At 72.7% G+C, this 26324-nt stretch carries 23 protein-coding genes and 1 riboswitch; of the genes, 12 read left to right on the forward strand and 11 right to left on the reverse strand.

Annotated features, from left to right (window positions below; genetic code table 11):
- Window positions 1–410: 410 nt before the first annotated feature.
- The 3 genes from paaN to thrC all read right to left on the reverse strand — a co-directional run bounded on the left by paaN (window position 411) and on the right by thrC (window position 4691).
- The gene (gene paaN, locus AB0C22_RS20155) at window positions 411–2084 is read right to left on the reverse strand and encodes a phenylacetic acid degradation protein PaaN (protein ID WP_219464949.1); all 1674 of its coding nucleotides are present in this window, start codon (window positions 2082–2084) and stop codon (window positions 411–413) included.
- A gap of 52 nt (window positions 2085–2136) precedes the next feature.
- A complete protein-coding gene (locus AB0C22_RS20160) occupies window positions 2137–3156 on the reverse strand; it encodes a GNAT family N-acetyltransferase (protein WP_357536366.1) in 1020 nt (339 codons plus the stop codon).
- A 248-nt stretch (window positions 3157–3404) separates the two neighbouring features.
- Window positions 3405–4691 (reverse strand): threonine synthase, encoded by a 1287-nt coding sequence (gene thrC / locus AB0C22_RS20165; protein ID WP_357536368.1) that lies wholly within the window; start codon window positions 4689–4691, stop codon window positions 3405–3407.
- Window positions 4692–4700: 9 nt separating this feature from the next.
- Window positions 4701–4836: riboswitch (SAM riboswitch) on the reverse strand.
- A 291-nt stretch (window positions 4837–5127) separates the two neighbouring features.
- Between thrC and AB0C22_RS20170 the strand changes: the two genes are divergently transcribed.
- On the forward strand, window positions 5128–5856 hold the full coding sequence (locus tag AB0C22_RS20170) for a hypothetical protein (RefSeq protein ID WP_219464954.1): 729 nt from the start codon (window positions 5128–5130) through the stop codon (window positions 5854–5856).
- 55 nt (window positions 5857–5911) lie between these two features.
- On the opposite strand, the gene AB0C22_RS20175 is transcribed toward AB0C22_RS20170, so the two are convergent.
- Window positions 5912–6361, reverse strand: a complete 450-nt coding sequence (locus tag AB0C22_RS20175) for a DoxX family protein (protein ID WP_219464957.1) — start codon at window positions 6359–6361, stop codon at window positions 5912–5914.
- Window positions 6362–7232: 871 nt separating this feature from the next.
- On the opposite strand from AB0C22_RS20175, the gene AB0C22_RS20180 reads away from it, so the two are divergent.
- Window positions 7233–9047 (forward strand): hypothetical protein, encoded by a 1815-nt coding sequence (locus AB0C22_RS20180; protein WP_308290924.1) that lies wholly within the window; start codon window positions 7233–7235, stop codon window positions 9045–9047.
- Between the two features lie 76 nt (window positions 9048–9123).
- Here AB0C22_RS20180 and AB0C22_RS20185 read toward each other — a convergent pair whose 3' ends face one another.
- The 4 genes from AB0C22_RS20185 to AB0C22_RS20200 form a co-directional block, all read right to left on the reverse strand.
- Window positions 9124–10299, reverse strand: coding sequence for an ABC transporter permease (locus AB0C22_RS20185; RefSeq protein ID WP_208567933.1), 1176 nt, complete (start codon window positions 10297–10299; stop codon window positions 9124–9126).
- Between the two features lie 77 nt (window positions 10300–10376).
- Window positions 10377–11063 carry an ABC transporter ATP-binding protein gene (locus AB0C22_RS20190; RefSeq protein ID WP_208567932.1) on the reverse strand — a complete coding sequence of 229 codons (687 nt, stop codon included), beginning with the start codon at window positions 11061–11063 and terminating at the stop codon, window positions 10377–10379.
- A gap of 28 nt (window positions 11064–11091) precedes the next feature.
- Window positions 11092–12150, reverse strand: a complete 1059-nt coding sequence (locus tag AB0C22_RS20195; RefSeq protein WP_308290925.1) for a peptidoglycan-binding domain-containing protein — start codon at window positions 12148–12150, stop codon at window positions 11092–11094.
- Between the two features lie 77 nt (window positions 12151–12227).
- Window positions 12228–12773 (reverse strand): hypothetical protein, encoded by a 546-nt coding sequence (locus AB0C22_RS20200; protein WP_208567841.1) that lies wholly within the window; start codon window positions 12771–12773, stop codon window positions 12228–12230.
- Between the two features lie 125 nt (window positions 12774–12898).
- Between AB0C22_RS20200 and AB0C22_RS20205 the strand changes: the two genes are divergently transcribed.
- Together AB0C22_RS20205 and AB0C22_RS20210 are read left to right on the forward strand one after the other, a co-directional pair.
- Entirely contained in the window at window positions 12899–13555 is a 657-nt protein-coding gene (locus tag AB0C22_RS20205; RefSeq protein WP_208567840.1) for a response regulator transcription factor, read from the forward strand.
- Window positions 13552–14724 (forward strand): HAMP domain-containing sensor histidine kinase, encoded by a 1173-nt coding sequence (locus AB0C22_RS20210; RefSeq protein ID WP_357536372.1) that lies wholly within the window; start codon window positions 13552–13554, stop codon window positions 14722–14724. Before AB0C22_RS20205 ends, AB0C22_RS20210 begins: the two co-directional genes overlap by 4 nt.
- 41 nt (window positions 14725–14765) lie before the next feature.
- Here AB0C22_RS20210 and AB0C22_RS20215 read toward each other — a convergent pair whose 3' ends face one another.
- A complete protein-coding gene (locus AB0C22_RS20215; protein ID WP_357536374.1) occupies window positions 14766–14996 on the reverse strand; it encodes a winged helix-turn-helix domain-containing protein in 231 nt (76 codons plus the stop codon).
- A 244-nt stretch (window positions 14997–15240) separates the two neighbouring features.
- Between AB0C22_RS20215 and AB0C22_RS20220 the strand changes: the two genes are divergently transcribed.
- Genes AB0C22_RS20220 through AB0C22_RS20230 form a run of 3 tightly spaced genes read left to right on the forward strand, consistent with a single transcriptional unit; the run spans window position 15241 to window position 16345 of the window.
- Window positions 15241–15837 carry a hypothetical protein gene (locus AB0C22_RS20220; protein ID WP_219464969.1) on the forward strand — a complete coding sequence of 199 codons (597 nt, stop codon included), beginning with the start codon at window positions 15241–15243 and terminating at the stop codon, window positions 15835–15837.
- The gene (locus tag AB0C22_RS20225; RefSeq protein WP_219464972.1) at window positions 15834–16097 is read left to right on the forward strand and encodes a DivIVA domain-containing protein; all 264 of its coding nucleotides are present in this window, start codon (window positions 15834–15836) and stop codon (window positions 16095–16097) included. Before AB0C22_RS20220 ends, AB0C22_RS20225 begins: the two co-directional genes overlap by 4 nt.
- Window positions 16085–16345: a hypothetical protein gene (locus AB0C22_RS20230; protein ID WP_219464973.1), complete on the forward strand. Its 261-nt coding sequence runs from the start codon at window positions 16085–16087 to the stop codon at window positions 16343–16345. Before AB0C22_RS20225 ends, AB0C22_RS20230 begins: the two co-directional genes overlap by 13 nt.
- A gap of 106 nt (window positions 16346–16451) precedes the next feature.
- Here the strand turns inward: AB0C22_RS20230 and AB0C22_RS20235 are convergent, their stop codons facing one another.
- Both AB0C22_RS20235 and AB0C22_RS20240 read right to left on the reverse strand, forming a co-directional pair.
- Window positions 16452–17393 carry an ABC transporter permease subunit gene (locus AB0C22_RS20235; protein ID WP_357536377.1) on the reverse strand — a complete coding sequence of 314 codons (942 nt, stop codon included), beginning with the start codon at window positions 17391–17393 and terminating at the stop codon, window positions 16452–16454.
- Window positions 17393–20263 (reverse strand): alpha/beta fold hydrolase, encoded by a 2871-nt coding sequence (locus tag AB0C22_RS20240; protein ID WP_219464974.1) that lies wholly within the window; start codon window positions 20261–20263, stop codon window positions 17393–17395. Before AB0C22_RS20240 ends, AB0C22_RS20235 begins: the two co-directional genes overlap by 1 nt.
- A 368-nt stretch (window positions 20264–20631) precedes the next feature.
- Between AB0C22_RS20240 and AB0C22_RS20245 the strand changes: the two genes are divergently transcribed.
- From AB0C22_RS20245 to AB0C22_RS20265, 5 genes are read left to right on the forward strand one after another with little or no spacing between them, the layout of a single operon-like run.
- Window positions 20632–21819, forward strand: coding sequence for a hypothetical protein (locus AB0C22_RS20245; RefSeq protein ID WP_357536379.1), 1188 nt, complete (start codon window positions 20632–20634; stop codon window positions 21817–21819).
- The gene (locus tag AB0C22_RS20250) at window positions 21806–24622 is read left to right on the forward strand and encodes a nitrate- and nitrite sensing domain-containing protein (RefSeq protein ID WP_357536381.1); all 2817 of its coding nucleotides are present in this window, start codon (window positions 21806–21808) and stop codon (window positions 24620–24622) included. The genes AB0C22_RS20245 and AB0C22_RS20250 overlap by 14 nt, the downstream gene beginning before the upstream one ends.
- A complete protein-coding gene (locus AB0C22_RS20255; RefSeq protein WP_208567835.1) occupies window positions 24619–25089 on the forward strand; it encodes a roadblock/LC7 domain-containing protein in 471 nt (156 codons plus the stop codon). Before AB0C22_RS20250 ends, AB0C22_RS20255 begins: the two co-directional genes overlap by 4 nt.
- Complete coding sequence (locus AB0C22_RS20260) at window positions 25086–25559, forward strand: DUF742 domain-containing protein (protein ID WP_208567834.1); 474 nt, start codon at window positions 25086–25088, stop codon at window positions 25557–25559. The genes AB0C22_RS20255 and AB0C22_RS20260 overlap by 4 nt, the downstream gene beginning before the upstream one ends.
- Window positions 25537–26295, forward strand: coding sequence for an ATP/GTP-binding protein (locus AB0C22_RS20265; protein WP_357536383.1), 759 nt, complete (start codon window positions 25537–25539; stop codon window positions 26293–26295). Before AB0C22_RS20260 ends, AB0C22_RS20265 begins: the two co-directional genes overlap by 23 nt.
- Window positions 26296–26324 lie beyond the last annotated feature (29 nt).

Consider the following 26324-nt stretch of genomic DNA (forward strand, 5'->3'; position numbering starts at 1 on the left):
GCCGGGCCGCGCCGCGCCGGGCCGCGCCGCGCCGGGCCGCGCCGGGCCGCGCCGCGCCGGGCCGGGCCGCGCCGGGCCGGGCCGCGCCGGGCCGCGCCGCGCCGGGCCGGGCCGCGCCGGGCCGCGCCGCGCCGGGCCGGGCCGCGCCGGGCCGGGCCGGTGATCAAGAGGTTTACGTCAAATCAGCCACTCAGGCTGACGTAAACCTCTTGATCACCGACCACGGACCACCGACGGCCGACCACCGACCACCGACCACCGACCACCGACCACGGACCACGGACCACCGACCACGGACCACGGACCACCGACCACGGACCACCGACCACGGACCACCCCCGCCCGCAGCCGGAGCGCGGACGGGGGTGGGGGTGGTGGGAAGGCGGGGGTGGGGGAAGGGGACGGTGGGGTCAGGCGGGGCGGCGGGACTGGACGATGCGGAAGCGGTTGGCGACGTAGGCGCCGTCGGTGAGGGCGGCGTTGGCGGCCGGGTTCGCGCCGCTGCCGTGGAAGTCCGAGAAAGCGGCGGACTGGTTCACGAAGACCCCACCGGTGAGGTTGGCCGACAGGTGCACCCCGACGTCGATCGCGGCGGCCTCGACGGCGTCCAGCACCGCCTCGTCGGTGGAGTAGACGGCGGCGGTCAGCGCGCCGGACTCTCCGACGGTGGACCGCAGGATCTCGATGCTGTGCGCGGTCGAGTCGGTGGCGATGACGAAGGAGATCGGCCCGAACCACTCCCGGCCGTAGACCTCGGTGTCGGTGGCGGCGAGCTTGACGATGGTCGGCGTCCGGACCACCGCGTCGGTCAGCGCGGGGTGCGTGACGGTACGCGACTCCAGCACCGCCTCGCCGACCTTGGTGACCTCGTCGAGGCGTTCCAGCACTCCGTCGTTGACGATCGCCCCGGTCAGCTCGACGCCCCGGGCCGGGTCGGCGGTGAGCTTGCCGACGGTGGCGGCGATGCCGGCGGCCACCTCGTCGAAGCTCTTGTGCCCCTGGTCGGTGGTGATGCCGGCGGCGGGGATGAGGATGTTCTGCGAGGTGGTGCACATCTGCCCGCTGTAGAGGGTCAGCGTGAAACCGAGGTTGCGGCACATGCCGGCGAAGTCGTCGGTGGAGTCGATGACGACGGTGTTCAGGCCGGCCTTCTCGGTGTAGACCGTCGCCTGCCGGGCGTTGGCCTCCAGCCAGTCGCCGTACCCGGTGGAGCCGGTGAAGTCGACGATCTTCACGGCGGGGTGCAGGGCGAGGGTCGAGGCCAGCTTCTCGCCGGGGGCCTCGGGGGCGAGCAGCACCAGGTCGGGGTCGAAGCCGGCCTCGGCGAGCACCTCCCGGGCGTACCGCACGGTGATCGCCAGGGGCAGCACCGCGCGGGGGTGCGGCTTGACCACGACCGGGTTGCCGGTGACCAGTGAGGCGAACAGCCCGGGGTACGAGTTCCAGGTCGGGAAGGTGTTGCAGCCGATCACCAGGGCCACCCCACGCGGCACCACGTGGAACGTCTTGGTCATCCGCAGCGGGTCGCCCTTGCCGGCGGCCTTCTCCCAGCTGGCCGTCCCGGGGTGCCGGGTCATCTCGGCGTACGCGTAGGCGATCGCCTCCAGGGCCCGGTCCAGCGCGTGTGCGCCGCCGGCCTGGAAGGCCATCACGAACGCCTGGCCGCTGGTGAACTGCACCGCGTTGGCCAGTTCGAAGACGTGCTTGTGCAACCGGTCGAGGATCTCCAGGCACACCCCCGCCCGGGTCTGCGGGCCGGCGTCGCGCCAGGCCGGCAGGGCGGCGGAGGCGGCGGCGACCACCTCGTCGGCGCCCGGGTGCGGGTAGCGCACGTCCAGGGCCACCCCGAACGGGCTCGTCTCGGTGGCGACCCGGTCGGCCGTGCCGGGCTGGTCGAGCGGAAAGTCGCCACCGAGGTACGCCTCGAAGGCGGCCTTCCCGTCGGCGGCGGCGGTCTCGCCGTACACCCGGGGGCTGGGCGATTCGGGGTAGGCGGACCAGTACCCGCGTTCGGTGATCGCGGTCAGCGCGCGGTGCAGGGTGTCGGCGTGCCTGTCGTACAGCGGGTGCGGGGTCTCCGTCATGCCCGCCATCATGCAACAGATGCTGACCAGATCAGTAGGGGCGTGTCACAGATCAGATGGTCGACTGCCACTCCGTGGACCCGGCCACCGGCCGGAACCCGAGCAGCTCGTTGATCGCGATCATGTGGGTGTTCGCCGCCGCGTTGTAGGTGTCGACCACGCTCAGCTCCGGCTCGTACGTCAGGGTGTGTTCGAGGTTCTCGGCCTTGCAGAGCAGCCCGAGCCGGTGCCCCCGGTGGGCCGGGTCGACGATGGTGAGCTGCTGCCAGGCGTGCCGGGTGGTGTTCGCGGCCAGGCTGAGCACGGTCCACGCGACCAGCCGGCCGGACGCCTCGTGCACGGCGGCGACGCTGTAGCGGCGGACGCCCCGCGCGTCCAGCGCCCGCTCCATGCCCTGGATGCGCTCGGCGTCCATCCGCTCGGGTTCCCACTCCAGGTCACCCAGGGGTGCGTCGGTCATCATCCGGCCCTCCAGGTAGGCGAGGTCGGCGAGGTGCTCCGTCGGCGGGTGTCCGTGCCAGCGGACCGTGCGGTAGCCGGCGACGGCCGAGCGCGCCCCGGCCCGCAGCGCCGCCAGCCGGTCCCGGTCGAGCGCGGTGACGTCGAGTCGACGGCGGACGTCGACCAGCGCCGCCTTCGCGCCGAGCGCCGCCGCGAAGGCCGCCCCGGGCAGTTGTCCACCCGGCTCGCCGGGCAGCGCGGCCACGGCGGAGCCGACCATCCGCTTGCCGCCGGCCGCCCGCAGCTGCTCGCGGGCGTGCGTGAACAACGCCCGCCCCACTCCCGCCCGCCGGTGCGCCGGGTCCACCACCAGCTCGACGCTGGCGTTGTCGGTGTTGTCCAGGAGGTGGAGGTTGAGCCGGACCCAGCCGGCGACCACGCCGTCCAGTCGCGCCACCGACCAGCGGGTGTCGATGCCGGGCATCGGGTGCCGCAGCGGCGCCTCGAACCGGCGACGGCACAGCGGCGGCAGGTCGGGTGACTCCGTCGCTTCGACCGTGGCCGCGATCCGGTAGGCCGCATCGAGGGCCGGCTGGTCGGTCGGATCGATTGCTGCGATGTCCACGGTCACGCCGGGAGTCTTCCTGTCGACGACGAAGGGGGCCAGCGGATTTCCGCTGGCCCCCTTGCACGTTGGTCGGGAGGGACGTTCGCACAACGCCTCCGGCGTTGGGTCGCAAGAACTTGAAAAGTCTCCGGCGAAAGCCCTCCCGCACGGAGCATCTTGCGCCGCCCGGTTCCTGCCGTCAAGTCCTTCCCGGCGGGTTTTCGCCACTCACCGCGAAATTCCGGTCACTCGGAGATCCACTCCCCGGGGGATCAGGAGAGGAGGCCGGCGTCGCGGGCGGCCCGCAGGGACGGCTTGATCCGGTGGGTGGGGCCGACCTGGCCGGCGACGGCGTCGATGGTCTTCAGGCCCTCGCCGGTGTTGAAAACGACCGTCTCGGCGGTCGGGTCGAGCCGGCCGGACTCGACGAGCTTGCGCAGCACCGCAACGGTCACCCCGCCGGCCGTCTCGGCGAAGACCCCGGTGGTGCGGGCCAGCAACCGGATGCCGGCGCGGATCTCCTCGTCGTCGACGTACTCCATCCAGCCGCCGGTCCGCCGCACCGCCTCCAGGGCGTACAGGCCGGCGGCCGGGTCGCCGATGTTGAGCGACTTGGCGATGCCGGTCGGCCGGACCGGGGTGATGGTGTCGGTGTCCGCGTGCAGGGCGGCGGCGATCGGGTTGCAGCCGGCCGACTGGGCGCCGAACACCTTCCAACCCCCGGCGGGCGCCTCGACCAGCCCGATCTCGACCAGCTCGGAGAACGCCTTGTCGATCTTGGTGAGCAGCTCGCCCGAGGCCATCGGGACGACCACCTGGGCCGGGATACGCCAGCCGAGCTGCTCGGCCACCTCGTACCCGAGGGTCTTGGAGCCCTCGGCGTAGTAGGGCCGGACGTTGACGTTGACGAACGCGGTGTCCTCGAACTCGTCGGTCTCCACCAGCTCCCCGCAGAGCCGGTTCACGTCGTCGTACGAGCCGTCGATGGCGACCAGGTCGCCGCCGTAGACGGCGGTGGTGATCACCTTGCCCTGCTCCAGGTCACCCGGGATGAAGACCACCGAGGGCGCTCCGGCGCGGGCCGCGTGGGCGGCCACCGAGTTGGCCAGGTTGCCGGTCGAGGCGCAGGCGAACCGGGTGAAGCCGAGCGCCTTCGCGGCGGTCAGCGCCACCGAGACGACCCGGTCCTTGAACGAGTGGGTCGGGTTGGCGCTGTCGTCCTTGACCCACAGCGGCGCGCTGATGCCCAGTTCGGCGGCGAGGTTCGAGGCCGCCACCAGCGGGGTGAGCCCCGGGTCGAGGGTGACCCGGGTGGCCGGGTCCTGGCCGGCGGGCAGGAGGGCGGCGTACCGCCAGATGTTCTGCGGGCCGGCCTCGATCTGCTCCCGGGTGACGGCGGCCAGTGCGGCGGCGTCGTAGTCGACCTCCAGCGGGCCGAAACACTCGTAACAGGCGTGCTGCGCGGCGAGCGGGTAGCGGGCGGAGCAGGCGCGGCAGACCAGGGCGCGGGCCGGGCTGGCGGTGGTGTCGATACCGGGGGCGGCGAGCGTCGACGTCATGGCGGATTCCTCTCATCTTTCCCCGCATCGCACCCTGCGGCGGGGACGGAATTGGCACCTGCCCCGCGGGACGCTCAGCGATGAGCGCGCGGGGTGGTTGCCGGGGCGTCGTCGGGCCGTATCCCTCAGCCCCTCTGGATGAGGTATGCAGTTGTGCCGTCGAGTCTAGGCAGCTTCGCCGCCATCGCCCAGTCGGCTTCCCACGGTGTGAACCACCTGCCGGCGGGGCGTGCGCCGGCCGCACCGGAAGCCATTGATGTTTCGGGCAAGTTTCCAGCTCAGTACGCCCTTGTGCGGATCCGCGCACCGGCCCTCCGGTCGGCCCCTGACCGCGCTCCGACAGGCCGGTGGGGGGCCGGCCGACGAGCCGATGACCGACATTGCCATCGATCAGTACGGTGCGGGAGACCTGACGTCGAGAGAGGACCCCCCGCCCATGCGACGGATTCCGTCGAGCCTTGCGACCCTCACCATGGTCTGCCTACTGACCGCCGCCTGCGGGGGTGAGCAGGGCGGGACGGACGAGGCAGCGTCCACCGTCGGCCCGTCCACCGGGCCCTCCACCGCCTCGGTGCTGAGTCAGGTCTCCCCCGAGGCGACTCCCACCAGCGAGGCTCCGTCGCCGGAGGTGAAGAAGGCCGCCCCCACCACCCCGCCGGCCGCCGCCCCGACCACCACCGCCGCCGCGCCGGTCAAGGCACCGTTGACCTGTGCCCATCTGGCGGAGGCCCGGCTCGGCAGCAGCAAGACGCCCTACAACGGCTACCCGGACTACCTGCCGCTGGCCGGGGGGCAGTGGTCGGGCGAGGACGGGGCCACCGTGACGCTCCAGAAGCCCTGCGGCATCGGTGACCTCGACGGCGACGGCGCGGAGGACGCGGTGGGCGCGGTGGCGATCAAGACCGGAGGCAGCGGCACCTTCTACACGCTCGCGGCGTGGCGCAACAGCGGTGGCCTGCCGGTGTTCCGCGCGCTGACCGACCTCGGCGACCGGACCCCGGTCGTCTCGATCAGCGTGGCCGGGCGCAAGGCCACCGTGGTCTGGCTGACCCGCAGCCCCAGCCGGGGCATGGCCGAGCTGGACATCAAGCGGACGTCGGTCTACAAGCTCTCCGGCAGCACCCTCGCCGAGGTGAGTCACACCGACGCGCCGTACAACCCCTGACCGCACGCGTCGCCGGAGCCGCCTCGTTGCGGCTCCGGCGACGCCGGTCAGTGCGTCAGGCAGGCACCGAGCTTCGCTCCGCCACCGGTGCCGACGGGGCGTCGGCGCTGCGGCGGGCGAGCAGCGTGTCCAGCGCCCAGGAGCCCGGGCCGAGCACCGCGATCAGCAGGAACGACCAGCAGAAGAGCGCCGACAGCTCGCCTCCGTTGCGCAGCGGCAGCAGCCCTTCCGGCTGGTGCACCACGAAATAGGCGTATGCCATCGAGCCGGACGCGAGGAGCGCGGCGGGCCGGGTGAAGAGCCCGGCCAGCACCAGCGCACCGCAGACGAGCTGGATCAGTGCGGCCCACCAGCCGGGCCAGGCACCGACCGGGACAGCCTTGCCGGTCACGGGGTTGCCGCCGAACAACCCGAAGACCGAGGACAGGCCGTGCAGCATGAACAGCAGGCCGATGACGATGCGGTACAGCGAGAGGGTCGGCCCGCCGAGCCGAGACACGTTCATGGGAACCTCCATGGAAGGGATTACGTCCCCTCATGATGAGGCATCGAAGCAGTTAAATCGATAAATTCTTTGTTACTGGGAAGGTCTCGGTGCGAGACATTACCCCACCCCGACGTCCCGGTGTCACCCCTACGTCGCGTCGGGAGCGATCCCGGGCCCACGCACCCGCGACCACCACCACCGGCCGACGCCGACCACCTCCCCGCCGCGAGCTGGAGCGGCCCTGAATGTAATGATTGTTAACTATGAATTAACTGTCACGAAGTTCATACGCCGTGTTTATGGAAAATGAATATGCACGCAATTCGCGCGGGAAGCCACCGGGAGGTCACCGGGAAACCCCGACCGGGCCCGGCCCACCCGACCAGCGGCGAGGGGCCCGGCCCCGACACCGCCGCCAGCGCTAGGTGTCCGCACTGCGCGCCAACTTCTGACGACAGCAGGCGGTTGGCGCGGTTTACCCGCGACACCCGGAACGCCCCACCCGTCAGCAATTTTCACGAGGCCCGGCCGCAGCACCCAGCGCCGCACCTCGACATCGACTCACGGCAGTAGCCGGCACGGCCGCCAGTTCAAAAATCCTTAACAATTTTTCCGGTGATAACGGGCTGCGTAATACGTTAGCCTCGGCACCACGTTGCCCCCGGATCTGCGACAACCACCCTCGGAATCACCCGCCAAAACCACCCCACCGAGCCGGCCCGTAACCTCGCGCCGGCAATTTGCCATTCCCGTCGACCGACGCGATCCGGCAACCTGCACCACTCCTCCGGGTGCACCGCCGATTACCCATCTCCCCTGGTCGAGAGCGATCCAGCCCACCCGTCCCGGCTATCGCCAGCCCGACCGTTTGTTCACGGAAAGGACCACCGTGCGACGTCGACCACCCCTACCGGGACGACTGCTGCCCGCATTTGCCACCCTGATCCTGCTGCCCTTGCTCGCCACTCCGGCCCACGCCGACATTCGCCCCGAAACGGTACGACTGCTCGCCAAGGCAGCCGCTGACGAGTGTTTTGCCGGCGTCGGCGTCGACTATCCACCCGGACCGCCCTGCACCGTGGGACAGCCCAAGGTCAACCAGTCGTACGTCTGGGGGCTCGCCCAGGCCGGCCGCAGACTCTGGTTCGGCACCGGGGCGAACGTGCTCTGCCTGAAGCCCGAGGGCTACCAGGTCCGCGAACCGATCCTCAACGACGACTACGTCTGCGAGTTCGGTCAGAGCCAGCCGGCCCGGGGCAACCCCGCCCTGCCCGCCACCCTCGGCGACCACCGCACCCCCGAGGTCTACACCTACGACCTGGCCACCGAACGACTCACCGAACGCACCGCCGACATCACGTCCGCATCCCCGGCGGACGCGAACCTGCTGAACACCACCGCCGGCCTGCGTAGCGCCGCCGCCCACCAGGGCGTCGTACTGCTCGGTGGCCCGAGCGTGGTCGGCGGGGTGAACGTGTTCGCCTTCGACACCGTCACCGGCCGTTACCTCGGCTCGACCAACCTCACCGCGTACGAGAACATCCGGCACTGGGTGGTGGCCGGCGGCGTGCTCTACGCCGGGGTCGGGCTGGGCGCCAACGGTGGCGAGGCCGGCCGGGTGCTGCGCTGGACCGGCGACCGCACCGACCCGTTCGCCTTCACCGAGGTCGCCGACCTGCCCACCCAGGTCGCCGACCTCACCGAGCACCAGGGGCGGCTCTACGTCTCGACCTGGCCCAAGGCGATCGTCGACGGCTCGGTGGCCGAGCGCGCCGCAGCCGGCATCCTCCCGACGCCGCCCCCGGTCGGCCCGTCGTACTCCGACGTGGGCGAGCAGGCACCGCGCGCCGTCGGCGCCCTCCCGGCGGCGGGCACCGGTGACGGCACCGACCCGGCCGACCTGGCCGGTATCTGGATGAGCCCGCCGCTGACGGCCGGCGCACCCGGACTCAACCCGGAGGACGCCGGCAACTGGTCGCAGGTCTGGTCCGCCGCCGACTACGAGCCCGACCCGGTGGTCCGCCGGGCGTACGCCCTCGGTGGTCTCGCCTCCTACGGCGGCCGGCTGCACTGGGGGACCATGCACGTGCCGTTGCAGGCGACCGCCCTGCACCTGTCGGTGTACCCGCCGCGCAGTCAGGCGCAGCTCCAGGCCACGGTGCAGAACACCCAGCGGGCGTTCGCCGTCTTCCGCGGCCAGGACCTCGGTGGCGCACACGAACGGATCGAGACGCTCTACGGCGAGTCGACGCTGCCGGCGTACGACCCGACCGCGAACAACGGCGTCGGCGCGTGGGCCCCGGCCCCGACCGGGGCGACCCCGGTCTACGGCGGCTCCGGCTTCGGCGACCCGTTCAACCTGTACGCCTGGAAGATGGCGGTGGCCGGCGGCCGGCTCTACGTCGGCACCATGGACTTCGCCTACATCTCGCTGGAAGGTGAGATGCCGACGCCCCCGGCCGGCACGACGCCCAGCCCGCCGACCTTCGGGGCGGACCTCTGGTCGTTCGACGCGCCCGGCCGGCCGGCCCGCGCCGTCGACACCGGCGGCTTCGGCAACCCGCTCAACCAGGGTGTCCGAACCATGGTCGTGGACGGCTCCACGCTCTATCTCGGGATGGCGAACCCGATGAACCTGCGCACCGACCCGACGCCCGGTGTCCCGAAGGGCGGCTGGGAACTGATCCGGGTGAGCCGACGTTGAGCCGGCCCGGCTGATCGTGGTCCGGCGGCCGGTGAGGTCCCCCACCGGCCGCCGGGCCACCCGTCGGGCGGGGCGGTCAGGGGGTGGCGAGAGCCTCGGTGGGGGCCAGCCGGCTGGCCCGGATCGCCGGGTAGAGCCCGGCCAACGCACCGATGCCGATCGTCGCCCCGATGCCGCCGGCCACCACCCACAGCGGCACCACCGTCGGCCACCCCTGCGAACCGGCGTAACCGGCGGTGACCAGGCCACCGAGCAGCACCCCGCCCAGCCCACCCAGGGCGGACAACAGCAGCGACTCGGCGAGGAACTGGGTACGGATCTGCCCCCGGGTGGCACCCAGCGACCGCCGCAACCCGATCTCGGCCCGCCGTTCGATCACCGAGATGACCATGGTGTTGGCCACCCCCACCCCGCCGACCAGCAACGCCACCGCACCCAGCCCGAGCAGCAGACCGGTGAACGCCTCGTCGGTGGCCTGCTGGGCGGCGAGCGCATCGGACGGCCGGGAAACCTGGATCTCGTTGGACTGCTCCGGGTTGGCCGTCGCCGCCAGCACCGCCCGTACCGCCTCGACGTGCTGCTCGGCCGAGCGGGTGTAGATCCGGGTCGGGTGCCCGTCCAGGCCCAGGTAGGTGGTCGCGGCCGACCAACCGACCAGGGCCGACGAGTCGAGTTCCGGGGCGAGCGGGACCGGTCGCAGGATGCCGATCACGGTGAACCAGCGCCCGTCGAGGTAGACCCGGATGTCCGGCCCGGCCGCGCCGAGGCCGAGCCGCTCCGCGGCCACCGACCCGAGCACCGTGGCCGGATACCGCCCGGTGGCCTCGTTGAGCCAGGTCCCGCTGGCCAGTGAAGCGCCGACGGTGTCGAGCAGGTCCAGCTCCACCGCCTGGGTGCCGAGGCCACCGGTCTGCGCCGCCGGGATCCGGTCCGACCGGTAGACCGGCATGTCGGCCAGTTGGGCGGTCGCCGACACCTGGCGTACCGGGCCGATCCGGCTGATCATGCCGACCGCCTCGACCGGCAACTGGGCGTCCGCACCGAAGAGGGTGCTCCCCGGCGCGACGGTGAGCAGGTTGGTGCCCAGGGCGGCCAGCGTCCGGTCCAGGTCGGCCCGGGACGACGAGGAGATGCCGACCACGCTGATCATCGCGGCGATGCCGATGGCGATGCCCAGAGCGGACAGGAACGCCCGCAGCGGCCGGGTCCGCAGCCCCACGCCACCGACCCGCAGCACGTCCTGCGGGCTCATCCGGGCCGGTCGCAGCAGCTCCGGTCGCCCCGCACCGCTTCGCCGGGCCGCGCCCGTCGACCGCAGCGGCGTGGTGGTCATCGCAGCACCCCCTCGGTCAGGGCGGCGGAGTCCGCCACGATCAGCCCGTCGCGCATCTGCACCTGCCGGGGCAGGCTCGCCGCGATCTCCCGGTCGTGGGTGATCACCACGATGGTGGTACCGGCCGCGTGTAGCTCGTGCAGCAGCTCCATCACCCCCGCGCCGGAGCTGGAGTCGAGGTTGCCCGTCGGCTCGTCGGCCAGCAGCAGCGGCGGTTCACCGACCACCGCACGGGCGATCGCCGCCCGCTGCCGCTCCCCGCCGGAGAGCTGGTGCGGCCGGTGGTCCAGCCGGTGTCCCAGGCCGACCCGTCGCAGCGCCGCCTCCGCCCGCCGCCGCCGCTCCCGCCGGGGCACCCCGGCATAGAGCAGGCCGTCCGCCACGTTCTCCACCAGGGGTACGCCGGCAGCCAGGTGGAACTGCTGGAACACGAAGCCGATCCGGCTGGCCCGCAGCGCGGACAGTTCCCGGTCGGACAACCGCGCGGCGTCGTACCCGTCGATGTGGACCGCGCCCGAGGTGGGCCGGTCCAGGGTGCCGATCACGTTGAGCATGGTGGACTTCCCCGAGCCGGACGGGCCGACGATGGCCACCAGGGCCCCCCGGTCGACGCTCATCGACACCCCACCGAGGGCGGCGACCGTGTCGCCGTAGCGTTTCGTCACGTCACGCAGCTCGACCACGTGGTCCGGGTGGTCGGCCCGGGGCGGCTCAGTCACCGGGCATCCCCACGGTCAGCCCCTCGGTGACCGCGTCGCCGGAGACCTCCACCCGGCCGTCGGCGAACAGGCCGGTACGCACCGCGACGATCCGGGTGCCACCCTCCTCGACCACCTCCAGCCCGTAGCCGCCCTCGGCCAGGTTGAGCAGTGCCGCGACCGGCACGGTGAGCACGTCGGCGCGTTCCGAGGCGACGAGGCCGACGTCCACCGCCGCCTTGTCGTAGCCGGCCAGCGCCTTGGCGTCGTCCCCGGTGACGGTCACCTCGATCTTGGTGTCGGTCTCCGACTCCTTGCCCGTCGTCGCCGCCGAGGTCTGCACCACCGTCTCGACCGTGTCGACCTTGCCGGTGCTGCGGGTGCCGTCGGGCAGCGTGATGGTCACCTCCGCGCCCTTGCGGGCCAACCGCTGGTCCTCCACGTCGAGGGTGCAGGTGACCAGGCGGGTGGTACCGGTGGTCGAGAGGACCACCTTGCCCGCACCGACGGTGTCGCCCACCTCCACGCCGTGGCTCTCCACCCGGACCTCACCGGGGGCGTAGACGATCCGGCCCGGCTCGACCTGCCCGGTCTCCGGCAGACCCAGGTCCTCCTGCCAGTCCCGGACCGCGTCGGCGGTCGCCGAGGTGAAATCCTCGTCGACGGTGAAACCGTCGTGCCCGAGCGCGGCGAGGTTCTGCTCGAACTGTTTGACGTCGGTGCCGCTGACCCCGGAACGCAGCACCCGGTACGCGGGCAGGCCACCGTAGAGCAGCACCACCGGTTCGTCGTCGATCCGGTAGAGCGTCTTACCCCGCTTGACCGTCGCGCCGCCCTCGGCGAGCCAGGTGACCGTCCCGCTCAGCCGGCTGTCCCGGGCGCGCGGGGTGCCGTACCCCAGCTCGCCGTTCTTGGTCTCCCGGTCGACCAGGGTCTGCCGGGTGACCTTGGCGGACGACGGCGGCCTGCGGTCGGACGACGTCGCACGGTCGGCGTGGCCGTCACTGGCGAAGGTGACCGCCGTTGCCGCCACCGCCACCACGAGCAGCCCCGCCGCCCCGAGCAGGAACACCGGTCGCGGGCGTCGCCGCCGGACCGCAGACGCAGCCGGGCCGGTGACGGACGGGTCAGCGGATCGGGATGCGCCGGTCATGACGTCCCCCGACGTTCACCGAGGTTGGGCACGGTCTCCCGGCACTTGTCGAACGCGGTCCGCACCGCCGGGTCCTTCAGGTCGATGTCGGCCCGACCGGGCTGGATGCGGCCGTCGGCGGCCGGGTCCGGGAAGTTCGGCACGCCGTTCTCCCGCATGCACCGGGCCAGCTTGCGGACCTGCTCGACCTGGCCCGCGTCGAGCTGCCGGGGCTGCCCGCCGTTGGGGGCGAACTCGCGGCACTGCTGCAGCGCCGACTGCACCTTGGCCGGGTCCACGTCCGACCCGCCGTTGAACCGGGGCCCCTTCTGCCCCGGCTGCGGGTCCGGCACGTCGAGCCCCTGTTCCCGCAGACACGTGGTGAACTTGAGCTGGCGTTCCTCGTCGCTCATCGCCGCAGCGGCGGAGAGCGAGGGCTCCGCGCCGCCACCACCGGCGCTGGCCACCCCGGAGTCGTCGGCGGCATCGGACTGACAACCGCTCAGGGCGAGGACCGCCACCACGGGCAGGGCCAGGAGCAGGCTCAGCTGATTTCGTCGCATCGTTGGTCTCCCTTCCGACCGGCAGACAGCCGGCATTAGGGATAACTCAACTCCTGAGGCGGTATCCAGGGCGTAAACGGCAACGTTAACGCGGTGGTTATCCCGGCATAGGCGAGGATGGAACGGTGCGCGTACTGGTGTGCGAGGACGAGAAACTGCTCGCGGACGCGATCGCCGAATGGCTCCGCCGGGAGTCGTTCGCGGTCGACGTCGCCTACGACGGCGACGCCGCCCTGGAACGCATCGGCGTCAACGGGTACGACGTGGTCGTGCTCGACCGGGACCTGCCGGTCGTGCACGGCGACGACGTCTGCCGCGCCCTGGTCAGTGCCGAACGGGACACCCGGATCCTGATGCTGACCGCCGCCGCCGCCGTCCGGGAACGGGTCGCCGGCCTGGCCATCGGCGCTGACGACTACCTCACCAAACCGTTCGCGTTCGTCGAGCTGAGCGCCCGGGTGCACGCGTTGACCCGACGCACCCGCCCCGCCGCCCCACCGCAGCTGACCCGGGCCGGGATCGTCCTCGACCCGTCCCGGTTGCAGGTCACCCGGGACGGGAACTTCGTGCCGCTGTCCCGCAAGGAGTTCGGCGTGCTGGCCGAGCTGCTACGCGCCGACGGCGCGGTGGTCTCCGCCGAGGACCTCCTCGAACGGGCCTGGGACGAGCACATCGACCCGATGACCAACGTGCTGCGGGTCACCGTGATGAAGCTGCGGCGCAAGCTCGGCGACCCACCCGTCATCGAGACGGTGCCCGGGGTGGGATACCAGATCCGATGAGGAAACCGACCATCCGGGCCAGGCTGACCCTCATCTACGGTGGCCTGTTCCTGCTCGCCGGCACGGTACTGCTCGCCGTGACGTACGTGCTGGTGGACCAGCGGCTCGCCCACGGTCTCGGGTTCAACCTGCGCGGGACCGGTGGCAAGGAGTCGATCTCGCTGCCCCAGGGCACCCAGATCAACGCCAACCAGGCCGAACACCTGCGCGCCATCGTCCGCCAGGTGCAGGACGACGCCCGCCGGGACGCCCTCGACTCGCTGCTCACCCAGGGCGGAGTGGCCCTGGCCGTGGTGACCATCGCCGCGGTCGCGTTCGGTTGGCTGGTCGCCGGCCGGGCGTTGCAGCCGTTGCAGCAGATCACCGGCACCGCCCGTCGCATCGCCGGAGCCGACGGGGCCGGCCGGGGACTACACGAGCGGATCGCCCTGGCCGGGCCGACCGACGAGGTGAAGGAGCTGGCCGACACCTTCGACCTGATGCTCGAACGCCTCGACCGATCCTTCGACGGGCAGCGGCGCTTCGTCGCCAACGCCTCCCACGAGCTGCGTACCCCCCTGGCGATCAACCGGTCCCTGGTCGAGTTGGCGATCACCCGCCCGGACGCCCCGCCCGAGCTACGACAGCTCGGCGAGACCCTGCTGGCCGTCAACGAACGCCACGAACGACTGATCGACGGGCTGCTCACCCTCGCCGACTCGGAGAACGCGCTGGCCGAACACACCGAGGTGGACCTCGCCGAGGTCGCCGGTCACGTCGCGGAGCAGACCGGCCGGTCCACCACGCTCGCCGTCACCCGCGAACTGGCCCCGGCGCGGACGGCCGGCGACCCGGTCCTGCTGGAACGGCTCACCCAGAACCTGGTGGAGAACGCCGTCAGGCACAACGTCGACACCGGCGGCTGGCTCTCGGTCGCCACGGCCGTGGTCGACGGTCGGGCCACCCTGACCGTCAGCAACAGCGGGCCGGTGGTGCCCGGGTACGAGATCGAGACGATGTTCCTGCCGTTCCGCCGGCTCAACCGGGAACGGGTCGCCGGTCAGCGGGGCTTCGGCCTGGGGCTGTCCATCGTCCGGGCGGTGGCTCGCGCCCATGGTGGGACCGTGCGGGCGGTCCCCCGCCCCGACGGCGGCCTGGTGGTCACCGTCGCCCTGCCCACCACCGGCTGAACCGGCCCCAAAGCTCCCAACCCGTTCCCTCGTGTCAGGCATCACGCGTTGCCCGTGTCGCGGACGAACACTCCCCGACCGGGCGCACCGACGACCACACCCCGGTCACGCAGCAGCGCCACCGCTCGCGCAGCCGTGGAGAACGAGACGGAGTAGAGATCCGCGAGCTGCGAGTAGGAGGGCAGCTTGGCCCCCGGCTCATACTCGCCATCCCTGATCCGGCTGGTGATGTCGGCGGCAATGTCGGTGTAGCTCAGCGGAATCGCGGGCATGGTGATCCTCCCGGGTTGGCAATCCCATCTGATCACGTTCTGCGACTTCACCTCAAGCGCTTGGTTGACCTATGTCACTAGGCGCAATAGCATGGGACCGAGCCACCCGGGTTGGCACCAGGGCCGGTTCACCCTCCGGGAGAACACCCGGACAGGGCCGGGGCAGCGCGTACGGATCGGCTGGAACCCCCTTCCAGGTTGGTCGGCGCGCTGCCCCGGCACCCACGTAGGCAGAGGAGACACGGTGGAGACGAGTACGGAGGTGCCGGTCGCCAGCGCGATACGGGCGGCCGAGCAGGTCGCCGCCGAGCTGCGGGAGACGTACCTCGAGGTGGCCGCCGGGATGGTGCTGCTGGAACGCGTCGGCGGGGGATGCACCCACCCGGCGCTCCGGCTGGCCCGACGCAGCGGCGGTGACGCCCTCGACCTGGCCGCCGAGGTCGATCAGCAGGTCACCGACGGGGTACGCCGGCTGCGGGTCGCCGCCGGGCACGTCGAGCCGGGCACCATCGGCGACCTCGTCGAGACGCTGGATACCGTCCGTGGCCGGTGGAGTGCGGCAGCCGGTCGGATTCGGCAGCTCCCGGGCCGGGTCACCGCCGCCGGCCAGCAGCTCCGCGACGCGGCCCCCGCCGAGGCCGCGCCGACCGACCCCACCGGGGTCACCACCCCACCGGGGCGGCACGACACCGAGACGACCGCGCGGCAGTGGCGGTGCGCCGCCGAGCAGCTCGACCTGATGGCCGAGTGTCTGGCCGCTGCCGTCGCCGCACTGGGGTCGTACACCGACGGGTTGTCAGGTGCGGCACCCCGACCGGCCAGGAAGGGCGAGACAGGATGATCTATCGAGCCGGGCGGCGGCTGCTGCCGCAGCACGTCCGCACCGTCACCTTCGGCACCCGTCGGTGGCGCGGCCTCGACCCCGAGCAGGTGTACGCCTTCCTCGACCAGGTCGCCGACGAGCTGGAACGGGTCACCCGTGACCTGGCGACCGCCACCACCGAGGGTGAGCGCATCCGGGTGGCGCTGCGGCGGTGGGGATCGGGGCACGCCGACTGCCGCCGGACGAGAGCGGCCCGGAACAGGTGGTGGCCACGGTGACCGACCCGTGCTGGATCATCCACCTGCCGACCAGGCTGACCAGTGTCGACGAGGTCGCCGCCCTGGCGATGGCGTTGCGTCGTTCGCTCGGGCACGTGCTCGCCGTCGACTTCGGCGAGACGACCCTGTCGCCGGAGGACCGGCAGTCCGTGCGTACCCGGATCTGGTGCGACGCCCCGCTCGGCGGCCCCGGCCGCTGCGGTCGCACCGCCGGCCACGACGGCGGGTGCGCCCTGACGACGGAATGATCGACTCAACGGGGCCGATGGTGCGGTGTCCGACAGCAGTGATGGCGCACTATCGGCCCGCGAGCCGCCCGACTGCCCCGCCCGCCGGGCCGGGTCAGACCGGCCGTCAGCTCGTGACGTCCTTGCGGGTGAAGCGCCAGAAGGCCAGCCCCCAGAACAGGGTGGCGTAGCTGATCGCCGAGATCGCGCCCCGGACCACGTCGTCGGTCTGCATCGGGGTGGACAGCAGGCCCAGCCAGGCGCTGCTGTAGTGGGTCGGCAGGAAGTCGCGCAGCGCCCCCAGCGCGGTGATCTGATCCAGGATGCTGGACAGGATCCACAGCAGCACCGCGCCGCCGACCGCGCCCAGCGCAGCATCCGTGATCACCGACAGCAGGAACGCCAGCCCGGCCACCACCAGCAGGACCACCGCCAGGTAGCCGAGCACCGCCAGCAGCCGTACCAGCCCCTCGGTCGGGGTCAGCTCGGCGGCGACCTGGCTGGTCAGCGGCGACCAGCCGTAGCGCAGGGTGCCGGCGAGCAGGGCCGTGCCGGCCAACAACAGCAGGGCCAGCCCGGAGTACGCCAGCGCCACCAGCAGCTTCACCGTCAACAGTCGGGCCCGGGGCACCGGCACCGCCAGCAGGTAGCGCAGGCTGCCCCAGCTCGCCTCGCTGGCCACCGTGTCACCGCAGAACAGCGCCACCACCACGACCAGCAGGAACGACGCCGACACCAGGATCGAGAAGAGGGTGAAGTTGAGCCCGCCCGAGGTGGCCAGGTCGGCGAGGCTGGAGAACTCGCCGCGCCCGCTGCCGTCGTCGTCCCCGGACTCGAACTGGAACGCCACCAGAATGATCAACGGCAGCAGCACCATGAAACCGAGTGCCAACTGGGTACGCCGCCGCGACGCCTGCCGGCGGAACTCCGCCCCGAACGGCAGGGTCGCCCCCGGCCGGTACCCGACCGCCGCCCCACCCGGCCCGAACGCCCCCGTCGCGGTCCCGTCCGGGGCCGCGCCACGCGCGGCCGCGCCGCCCGACGGGGAACCCGCCGCAGAACCTGCCATCACCGGTCACCGCTTCCCCGAGAGTTCTCGCCCACCAGGGCGAGGAACGCGTCCTCCAGGCGACGCCGTGGCACCACCCGGTCCACCCCGATCCCGGCCCGGACCAGCTCGGCCACCACCTCGCTGCGGGCGGTCCCGTTCGTGTCCACCACCAGCCCACCGGCGTCGTCGGCGGTCAGCACCTGCACCGCGTCGAGGCGACTCAGCACCGCCCGCGCGGCGGCCTGGTCGGTCACCTCGAACAGGGTGCTCGGCGACTCGCCGACGATCTCCTCCACCGGGCCCGAGGCGACGATCCGGCCCTTGTTGACCACCACCGCGTGCGTGCAGGTCTGCTCCACCTCGGCCAGCAGGTGACTGGAGACCAGCACCGCCCGGCCGTCGGTGGCGTACCGCTGGAGGACCCGGCGCATCTCGGCGATCTGCGGCGGGTCGAGCCCGTCGGTCGGCTCGTCGAGCACCAGCAGCTCCGGCAGGCCCAGCATGGCCTGCGCGATGGCCAGCCGCTGCCGCATGCCGTGGCTGTAGTTCTTGGTCCGCCGGTGCACCGAGTCGCCCAGGCCGGCGATCTCCAACGCCTCGTCGAAGTGCGCGTCGGCCCACGGCCGCCCGGTCGCCCGCCAGTACGCCCTCAGGTTGTCCAGGCCGGACAGGTGCGGCAGGAAACCGGGCCCCTCCACCAGCGCGCCGATCCGCGACAGCACCGGCGAGCCGGGCACCAGCCGGTGTCCGAAGACGTAGATTTCCCCGGCGGTCGGCTGGGTCAACCCCATCAGCACCCGCAGGGTGGTGGTCTTGCCGGCGCCGTTCGGGCCGAGCAGCCCCATCACCTGGCCGGGGTGCACCTCGAAGTCCACCCGGGACACCGCGACGAAACCGTCCGCGTACTCCTTGCGCAGGTCACGGACGGCGAGCGGGATGCCCGCGTACTCGGGATGGACGGAGTCGTCCTGGCGGCGGTGCCGGCGGCGGACCACGGCGACGACCACGACGAGCCCGATCAGGATCGCGGCCAGCAGGCCGACCAGCACCCAGCGCCACACCGTGGCGGTGGTCGGGATCGGGGTGGCGGTGACCGTCGGCAGGCTCACCGCCCCGTCGACCGCCACCGTGTAGACGGCCGGCTCGGCAGGTGTGGTGTACGCCTGGTCGGCGGTGGCCAGCACCACCCGCAGCCGGTGCCCGGCCTCGACCCGGCGGACGATCGCCGGCAGGGTCACCTGGACCGGCTGCGCGGCGTCGATGGTGGCCGGCAGGCCGGTCAACCGGATCGGGGCGACCAGCCCGTCGGGCAGCGTCGCCGCACCGGCCGGGTCGACGTCGTAGAGCTTGGCGAACAGGACCGCCTCGCCGGTCGCCGACGCGGCCCGGACGGTGACGGTGGGTGCACCCACCACGTCCACCGCCTCGGTCAGCGGTGTCGACTCGAACCGGGCGTGCTGGCCGGGTACGTCGCCGGCGACCCCGTCGAGCAGGGAGCCGAGCGACCCGGCGAACGGGATCGCCGAGATCGCCGCCGGGTTGCCGTTGGGCGGGTTGGCGACCGGTTGGGCCGACCCGGTGACCGGCACCTCGCGCCGGGCGTCCCCGGTCACCCCGGGATAGTCGGCGGTGCGGTAACCGGTGGCGACGAGGCCCCGGTCGAGGGCGTCGAAACCGGCGATCCGGGAGAACGTGAAGTCGTCGCCGGGGGCCGCGCCGGTGCCCTTGACGTAGTGGTCCAGCCACTGCACGGTCAGGTACTTCACCCGGTCGGAGTCGCTTGTCGGGCCGGTGCCGCCGTCGTGGCCGCCGGTGAACCAGGCCACCCGCACGGGGGTGCCGGCGGCGGCGATGCCGCGTGCGTTGGCGTCCGCCTCGGTGAGCGGGAAGAGGGTGTCCGCCTCGCCCTGCACCAGCAGGGCGGGGGCCTTGATCCGGCCCAGCACGTCGGCCGGGGAGGAACGCCGGAGCAGGTCCACCGCCGCCTGGTCGGCCCGCCCGGTGGTGGCGATCCGCAGGTACGCGGCGCAGACGTCGGCGGCGAACCGGCCACAGGACGGGTCGGCGGCGGCCCCCGGGGCGCGCGACGATCCGCTGCCCGGGCCGCCACCGGGCCGAGGGCTGGGCGCACCGGCCGACGCGGGTGCCCCTTCCGGCTGGGCCGCGGCGGTGTTGCCGGACAGCCCGGCCGGCCCGGAACCGGCGCTGCCGCCACCGCCGAAGAAGATGCCGGCCCAGCCCTTCTTGAACACGCCCTCGGTGGCCGGCTTGCCGGTGTTCTCCGGCAGGAAGGCGCGGGACAGGTCGTTCCAGGTGATCATGGGGACGATCGCGTCGACCCGGGGGTCCTGCGCGGCCAGCAGCAGGGCCAGCCCGCCGCCGTACGAGCCGCCGACCACCCCGACCCGGGGGTCACCGGCGGCGTCGGTACGCACCTCGGGGCGGGCGGCCAGCCAGTCCAGCAGCCGCTGGGCGTCGCGCACCTCGTAGTCGGGGCTGTCCAGGTGGATCTGCCCGCCGCTGCGGCCGAAGCCCCGCGCCGTCCAGGTCAGCACCGCGTAGCCCTGCCCCACCAGGTCCTCGGCGTCGGCGCGGACGGAGTCCTTCGTACCGCCGAAGCCGTGCGCCAGCAGCACGGCCGGGACCTTCCGGTCGGCCGTAGCGCCGCGCGGCAGGTAGAGCGTGGTGTCCAGGTCGACGGGCTCGTCGCCGCCGGGCCCGGAGCGCACGGTGAGCGCGGTCGACTCGGTGCGGAAGTCCGGCCGGTCCGGCCAGACCGCCCAGCCGACGACCCCCGCCAGCAGGACGACGCCCACCGACGCGGCGACCGCGCGGCGGCCGGTGGGCAGGGCACGGCGGAGCCGGGCAGCCGACAGCGGCGATTTCATTCGGCTCACGGTACGGCCCGGAACCTGAGCGTTGGCTGAGATCCGCCGTACGTCCGTCCTGGTCGGCCAATCGTCGGCCGGACAGGTCAAACGCACAAGGTCACCCGGCGTTCACCCAGAACGAGTTCGGACTCCGTGAATTCACGCTTAATGCCCTATATCACAATGGAAACGAGCATGTCACTCCGACAACAGTACGGAGCGTGTCGGGAAGTTTGATGTCGCGTCACATCACTCGAAGTGACGCAAAACTGACCGGTGCAGACCTCCGGCCAGGGATCGCCCTTCGATTAGGTTCCGGTCCGACGCACGGGACCGAAGTTCCACGCCATCCCCGACCCCCTGCGCCGCCGCCGGAGGAGACCACCATGACCGTTCCCGCCTCGCGGGTCCGTCGACGGCCCAGGACACCGGGCCGCCTGTTGCCGTTGCTACTCGCCACCGCGCTGCTGCTGCCGGTGGCGTTCCTCGTCGTACGGGGTCACCAGTTGGTGGACGCCGACCGGGAGCTGGCCGAACGGGAACGCCTCGGCGTCGAGTACCTGCGCGTCCTCGGCCCGGTCACCGAGGCGCTGGTGAACGTGCAGACCGCCGCCGTCGCCGGCCGTTCGGTGCCCCGCGACGCCCTGGACCGGGCGGTGGAGGCGGCCGCAGCGGTCGACACCCGCATCGGCGGCGAGCTGCGCAGCACCGAGCGGTGGGCCGGGCTGCGGGCCAAACTGGAGGGACTGCCGAGCCGGTCACTCACCGACCCGGAGGTCGCCTTCACCGCGTACGGCGAGGTCACCGATCTGCTGTTGGCCCTGCACGGCAAGATCCGGGAGACCTCCGGCCTGATCCGGGACCCCGGCTCCGACTCGTACTTCCTCCAGGACGGCGTCGGCGAGGAGATGCCGGAGGCCGTGGTCGCCGCCGGCCGGCTCGTCGACCTGGCCGTGCTGATGCCACGACGACCCGCCGCCGAACAGGCCCGTTCCCTGGGCCAACTGGCGACCCTCCGGTTCGCCGCCCTGCAACCGGCGGGCGACCTGGTCGACGACCTCCAGACGGTGGTGGAGACCTCGGAGAGCGCCGGCATCGGCGCGGACGTGCTCACCCCGTTCGACAACTACCAGCGGGCGGTCGAGGCGTTGGCGGCGCTGTCCCAGCCAGACAACCGTACGCAAGCGGTCGACCTGACGAAACTCACCGCTGCCCGGAGCCAGGCGCAGACCGCCGCCCGGGAACTCCAGCCGGTCATCCTCGACGAACTGGACCGGCTCCTCCGCCAGCGCATCGACCAGCTCGACCGCGACGCCCTGCTGATCCTCGCCGCCGGCGGGGTGGCCGTGCTGCTCCTGGCGGCGCTCGGCGCGAGCGGTTGGCTGCCGCGCCGCACCGGCACCCCGCCCGGCCGGGACGCCGCACCCGGCGACCCGGCCGAAACCACCGCCGCCACCCGGTGGGAGCCGCCGACGCGGTCCGGTCGGCCACCGGCCGGACCGGTGCCGGTGCTCCAGCCGGTGGGCCAGAGCTCCGAACCCGACCGGTGGAGGCCCTTCGATGCTGCTCGGTAGGCTCCGGATCCGGGGCAAGCTGGCCCTACTGCTGATGGTCCCCCTGCTCTGCATGGTCGGGCTCACCGTGCCGGTGGTCTGGGACCGGGCCACCGTGGCGCAGCGGGCCGGCGACCTCGCCGACCGGGTCCGGATCGCCAGCCGGGTCGGCACGATCCTCCAACACCTCCAGCAGGAACGCCTGCTCGCCATCGGCCTGCTGCTCAAGCAGGTCGAGCGCACCGACCTGGTGCAGAAGGTCGCCGAGGTGGACGACCGGATCGCCGACCTGCGCGCCGAGTTCGGCGACGCCCTGCCGGCAGAGGTCGACACCGCCCTGGACGGGGTACGCCAACTGGCCGCCCTGCGGACGGCGGCGGTGGCCGGGCAGACCGGCCCGGACCAGCTCATGGCCGGATACGGGCCGGTGAACACCGCCCTGATCAACTCACTTCAGCTCCGCCTCAACGCGGACACCCGCACCCCGACCGGGCGGCAGGTGCTGGCCCTGGACGGCCTGCTGCGCACCGGTGAGAGCCTCAGCGCCGGCGCCACCCTGATCGTGCTGGTCGCCGCCCGGCCCAGCGCCCAGACCGTCACCGCCTACGTGGCGAACTTCGCCGTCCTCTCCGACGAGAGCGCCCGGCTCCAGGCCCTGGTCACCCCCGAGCAGCTCGACCTGCTCACCCTGGAGGAAGTGGCGGTCGCCAACCGCACCGGCCCGAACTTCATCAACCAGAGCGCCCTGGACCCGGCCACGGCGATCGGCTCGCTGGACGTGGCGACCCTCTTCCCCACCGTCTCCTCGATGATCACCCTGGGCCAGTTCGTGGAGAAGAAACTGGCCGCCGACGTCACCGCCGAGGTGCGCGCCGACCGGCAGGTGGCGCTCGCCGGGGCGTACTGGGTGACCCTGCTGATCGTCCTGGTCCTGATCGCGGTCATCCTGCTCACCATCGCGGTCGGCCGGGCGGTGGCCCGGCCGCTCACCCGGCTCACCCGCTCCGCCGACCGGGTCGCCCGGGTCGCCGAGTCCGAGCTGGTCCGGGTCGCCGACGACGAGTCGGAGACCGTCCCACCGGTCCGCCTCGACCCGGTCGACGTGGGTGCCCGCGACGAGATCGGCGACCTGGCCCGCGCCTTCGAACGGGTGCAGAACACCGCCGCCCGGCTGGTGGAACGGCAGGTGGCGAGCCGACGCAACGTGGCCCAGATGTTCGGTCACGTCGGCCGACGTACCCAGAACCTGGTCGGCCGGCAGATCGCCCTGATCGACCGACTGGAGCAGCAGGAGACCGAGCCGGGCCGGCTGGAGCACCTGTACCGGCTCGACCACATCTCCAGCCGGCTGCGCCGTAACGCGGGCAGCCTGGTGGTGCTCTCCGGCGCGGCGGGCGACGACGCACACGTCGCACCGGTCCCGGTGGCCGACGTGGTCCGGTTGGCGCTCGGTGAGATCGAGGACTACACCCGGGTGGACGTGCGGGTCCCCCCGGAGGTGGTCGCCGTACCGGCGATCATCGGCGACCTGGTGCTGGCCCTGGCCGAGCTGATGGAGAACGCCACCGTGTTCTCCCCGCCGCACACCCGGGTCGTGGTCACCGCCGAACCGACCGACGACGGTGCCCGGTTGGCCGTGATCGACCAGGGCATCGGCATGAGCGAGCAGCGGCTGGCCGAGGAGAACGCCAGGTTCACCCGCCGGGAACGGCTGGACCTGGCCCCGTCCGAGGTGCTCGGGCTCTTCGTGGTGGGTCGGCTGGCCCGCCGGCACGGCTGGGCGGTGGAACTCACCCCGACCGCCGGTGGTGGGGTGACCGCCAGCCTGGTGCTCCCCGGTTCCGCCCTGGTGCGCGCCACCACCGGGCGTCACGGGCAACCCGTCGCCCGCGCCGCCCTGTCCTCCCGGGACCGGCCCACCACGGCCGGCCCCGCCGTACTCCCGTCGCGGGACCGGGCCGGGACCACCGCCGCGCCCGGTGTCGACGGACCGGCCCGGACCGGCCGGACACCGGCCGTGCTCGACGCGGAGCCGACCCGGCCACCCGTCGACGCGGCGCCGACCCCACCCCCCGCCTGGCCCGTGATCGACGCGGAGCCGACCCGGCCACCCGTCGACGCGGCGCCGAGCCGGCCGCTGGTGGAGGCGGGGCCGACCTGGCCACTGGTCGACCCCACGGCATTGCCCGGATTCGATCCGACGCTGCTCAGCAAGGCGACCCGCAGCATGGAATCCGCCGGCCCCTGGGACGCGTTCGGCACCGTGCCGGCCGACCCGCAACCGGCCGCGCCCGCCGACACCGACCCGGTCGTCGCCGGGGCGGCCCCGCCGGTCCGGGGCACCGCCACGGTGACCCCGGCAGACGCCCAGCCCCGTACGACGGTCCCGCAGGCCACCATGCTCCCCACGGTCGCGCAGGCCACCCCGCTCCCCACGGACCGGCCCGCCCCGCCGCCCGGGATCCGGCAGCGGGTTCCCGGGGCCAGCCTGCCGCACACCGCCCCCGTCGTCGGCCCGGTGGACGGCACCCGGGCCGACCCGGCCGCCGCCCGCGCCCTGGTCGAGCAGTTCCAGTCCGGGGTGCAGCGGGCCGAACAGGCAAGGCCCGCCGCCGCACCCCCAGCCGAGCCGGCGACACCCCGCCTGACCCGACGGGTACCGGGCGCCAACCTGGCCGTCTCACCCCCTCGGCAACCGCCCAGCCAGCATCCGGGAGATCCCGGCGAGGTCCGCGATCTCATCAACGCGTTCGAGACGGGCGTCGCCCGGGCTCTACGCGAAGTCCGTCCCGACCACCGCACTGAAGAAGGAACGACACGGTGACCAGCCCGCACGTACACGAGAACGTCGACTACCAGAACCACCCGGCCGGGGATCTCAGCGCGGAGGCGCGCACCTTCAACTGGCTGTTGGACTCGTTCACCTCCAGCACCGCCGGTGTCCTGGAGGCCATCGCGGTCTCCTCCGACGGGCTGCTGATGGCCATGTCGTCGATCAAGGACCGGTCCAACGCGGAACGCCTCGCGGCCGTCGTCTCCGGCATGACCAGCCTGGCCGGCGGTGCCGCCAGCTGGTACGCCCTCGGCGGGCTCAACCGGGTGATCGTGGACATGGCCGACGGTTACCTGCTGATCACCGCGATCAGCAGCGGCTCGGTACTCGGCGTGATCGCCGACCGGTCGGCCAACCTGGGCACCGTCGCGTACGAGATGACGCTCTTCGCCGGCCGGGCCGGCGGGGCACTGACACCGAGACTCATCGCCGAGCTGAAGAACGCCGTTCAGCAATGACCCGGGACGCCGCCGGTGCGGAACCGGAACCCGAACCGTCGGTCCGGGTCCGCCCCTACCTGCGCGCCCCGACGGGGGACGGGACAGCGACACCGGTCCCCGCCCCCGAACCGCAGACCGACCGACCGGCCAGCCCCCGCCCGTTCGTACTGACCGCTGGACGGGTGGCCGGCGCGGACCCGGCCATCGGCCTGGAGACCCAGGTCACCGCCCGGTCCGAGCCGGCCCGGGCGGCGCTGCTGTCGGCCCTGCTCGCCCCCGAGCTACAGGCGATCGTCGCCCTGTGCGCTGAACCGATCTCGGTGGCCGAGATCTCCGCCCGGATGCGGCTACAGCTCGGCGTGACCCGGGTGCTGGTCGGTGACCTGCGGGCCGCCGGCCACCTCGACGTGCACGTCGGCGCCGTCGACGACGCATTTGACCCCGACCTCATCCTGCGAGTGATTGATGGACTCCGTGCGATCTCCTGAATGGCCGGTCGCCCCGCTCGGCGGGCTCGCCGCGAACAGTGCCTCCGCCCGCTACGGGCAGCCGGTGGGCGGCCCCCCGACGGCACCGCCGCACCCGTCGCCGCCACCGGCGTACCGACCGGCGGCGGCGACCGTGCCCGCGCCGGACACCCGTACCGGGACCGGGCCGGCCGTCGCCCCACCGATCCCGGTCAAGCTCCTGATCGCCGGCGGTTTCGGGGTGGGCAAGACGACCACGGTCGGCGCGATCTCCGAGATCGCCCCGCTCACCACCGAGGCCGAGATGACCAGCGCCGGCATCGGCGTGGACGATCCGGGGACCCGCAGCACGAAGACCACCACCACGGTGGCGATGGACTTCGGCTGCGTGACCATCGACCGGAGCCTGAAGCTCTACCTGTTCGGCACACCGGGCCAGGACCGGTTCGGCTTCATGTGGGACGACCTGGCCCGGGGGGCGCTCGGCGCGCTGGTGGTGGTGGACAGCTCCCGGCTGGACGACTGCTACCCGGCGATCGACTTCTTCGAGCGGGCCGGCCTGCCCTTCGTGGTCGGGGTGAACACCTTCGACGGTCGGCTGACGCACGAGCTGGGCGCGATCCGGTGGGCGCTGGCGATCGGTGACCACGTACCGCTGGTGCAGTTCGACGCCAGGGACCGGCTCTCGGTGCGGGACGCCCTGCTGGTCGTCCTGGACCGGGCACTGGACCGGGCGGTGCGGGAGAAGGGCGTCTGAACGAATCGGCGCTCGGGGCCGTTTCCACG

The organism is Micromonospora sp. NPDC048894, assembly GCF_040649765.1.
GTDB classification, from domain to species: Bacteria; Actinomycetota; Actinomycetes; order Mycobacteriales; family Micromonosporaceae; genus Micromonospora; species Micromonospora antibiotica.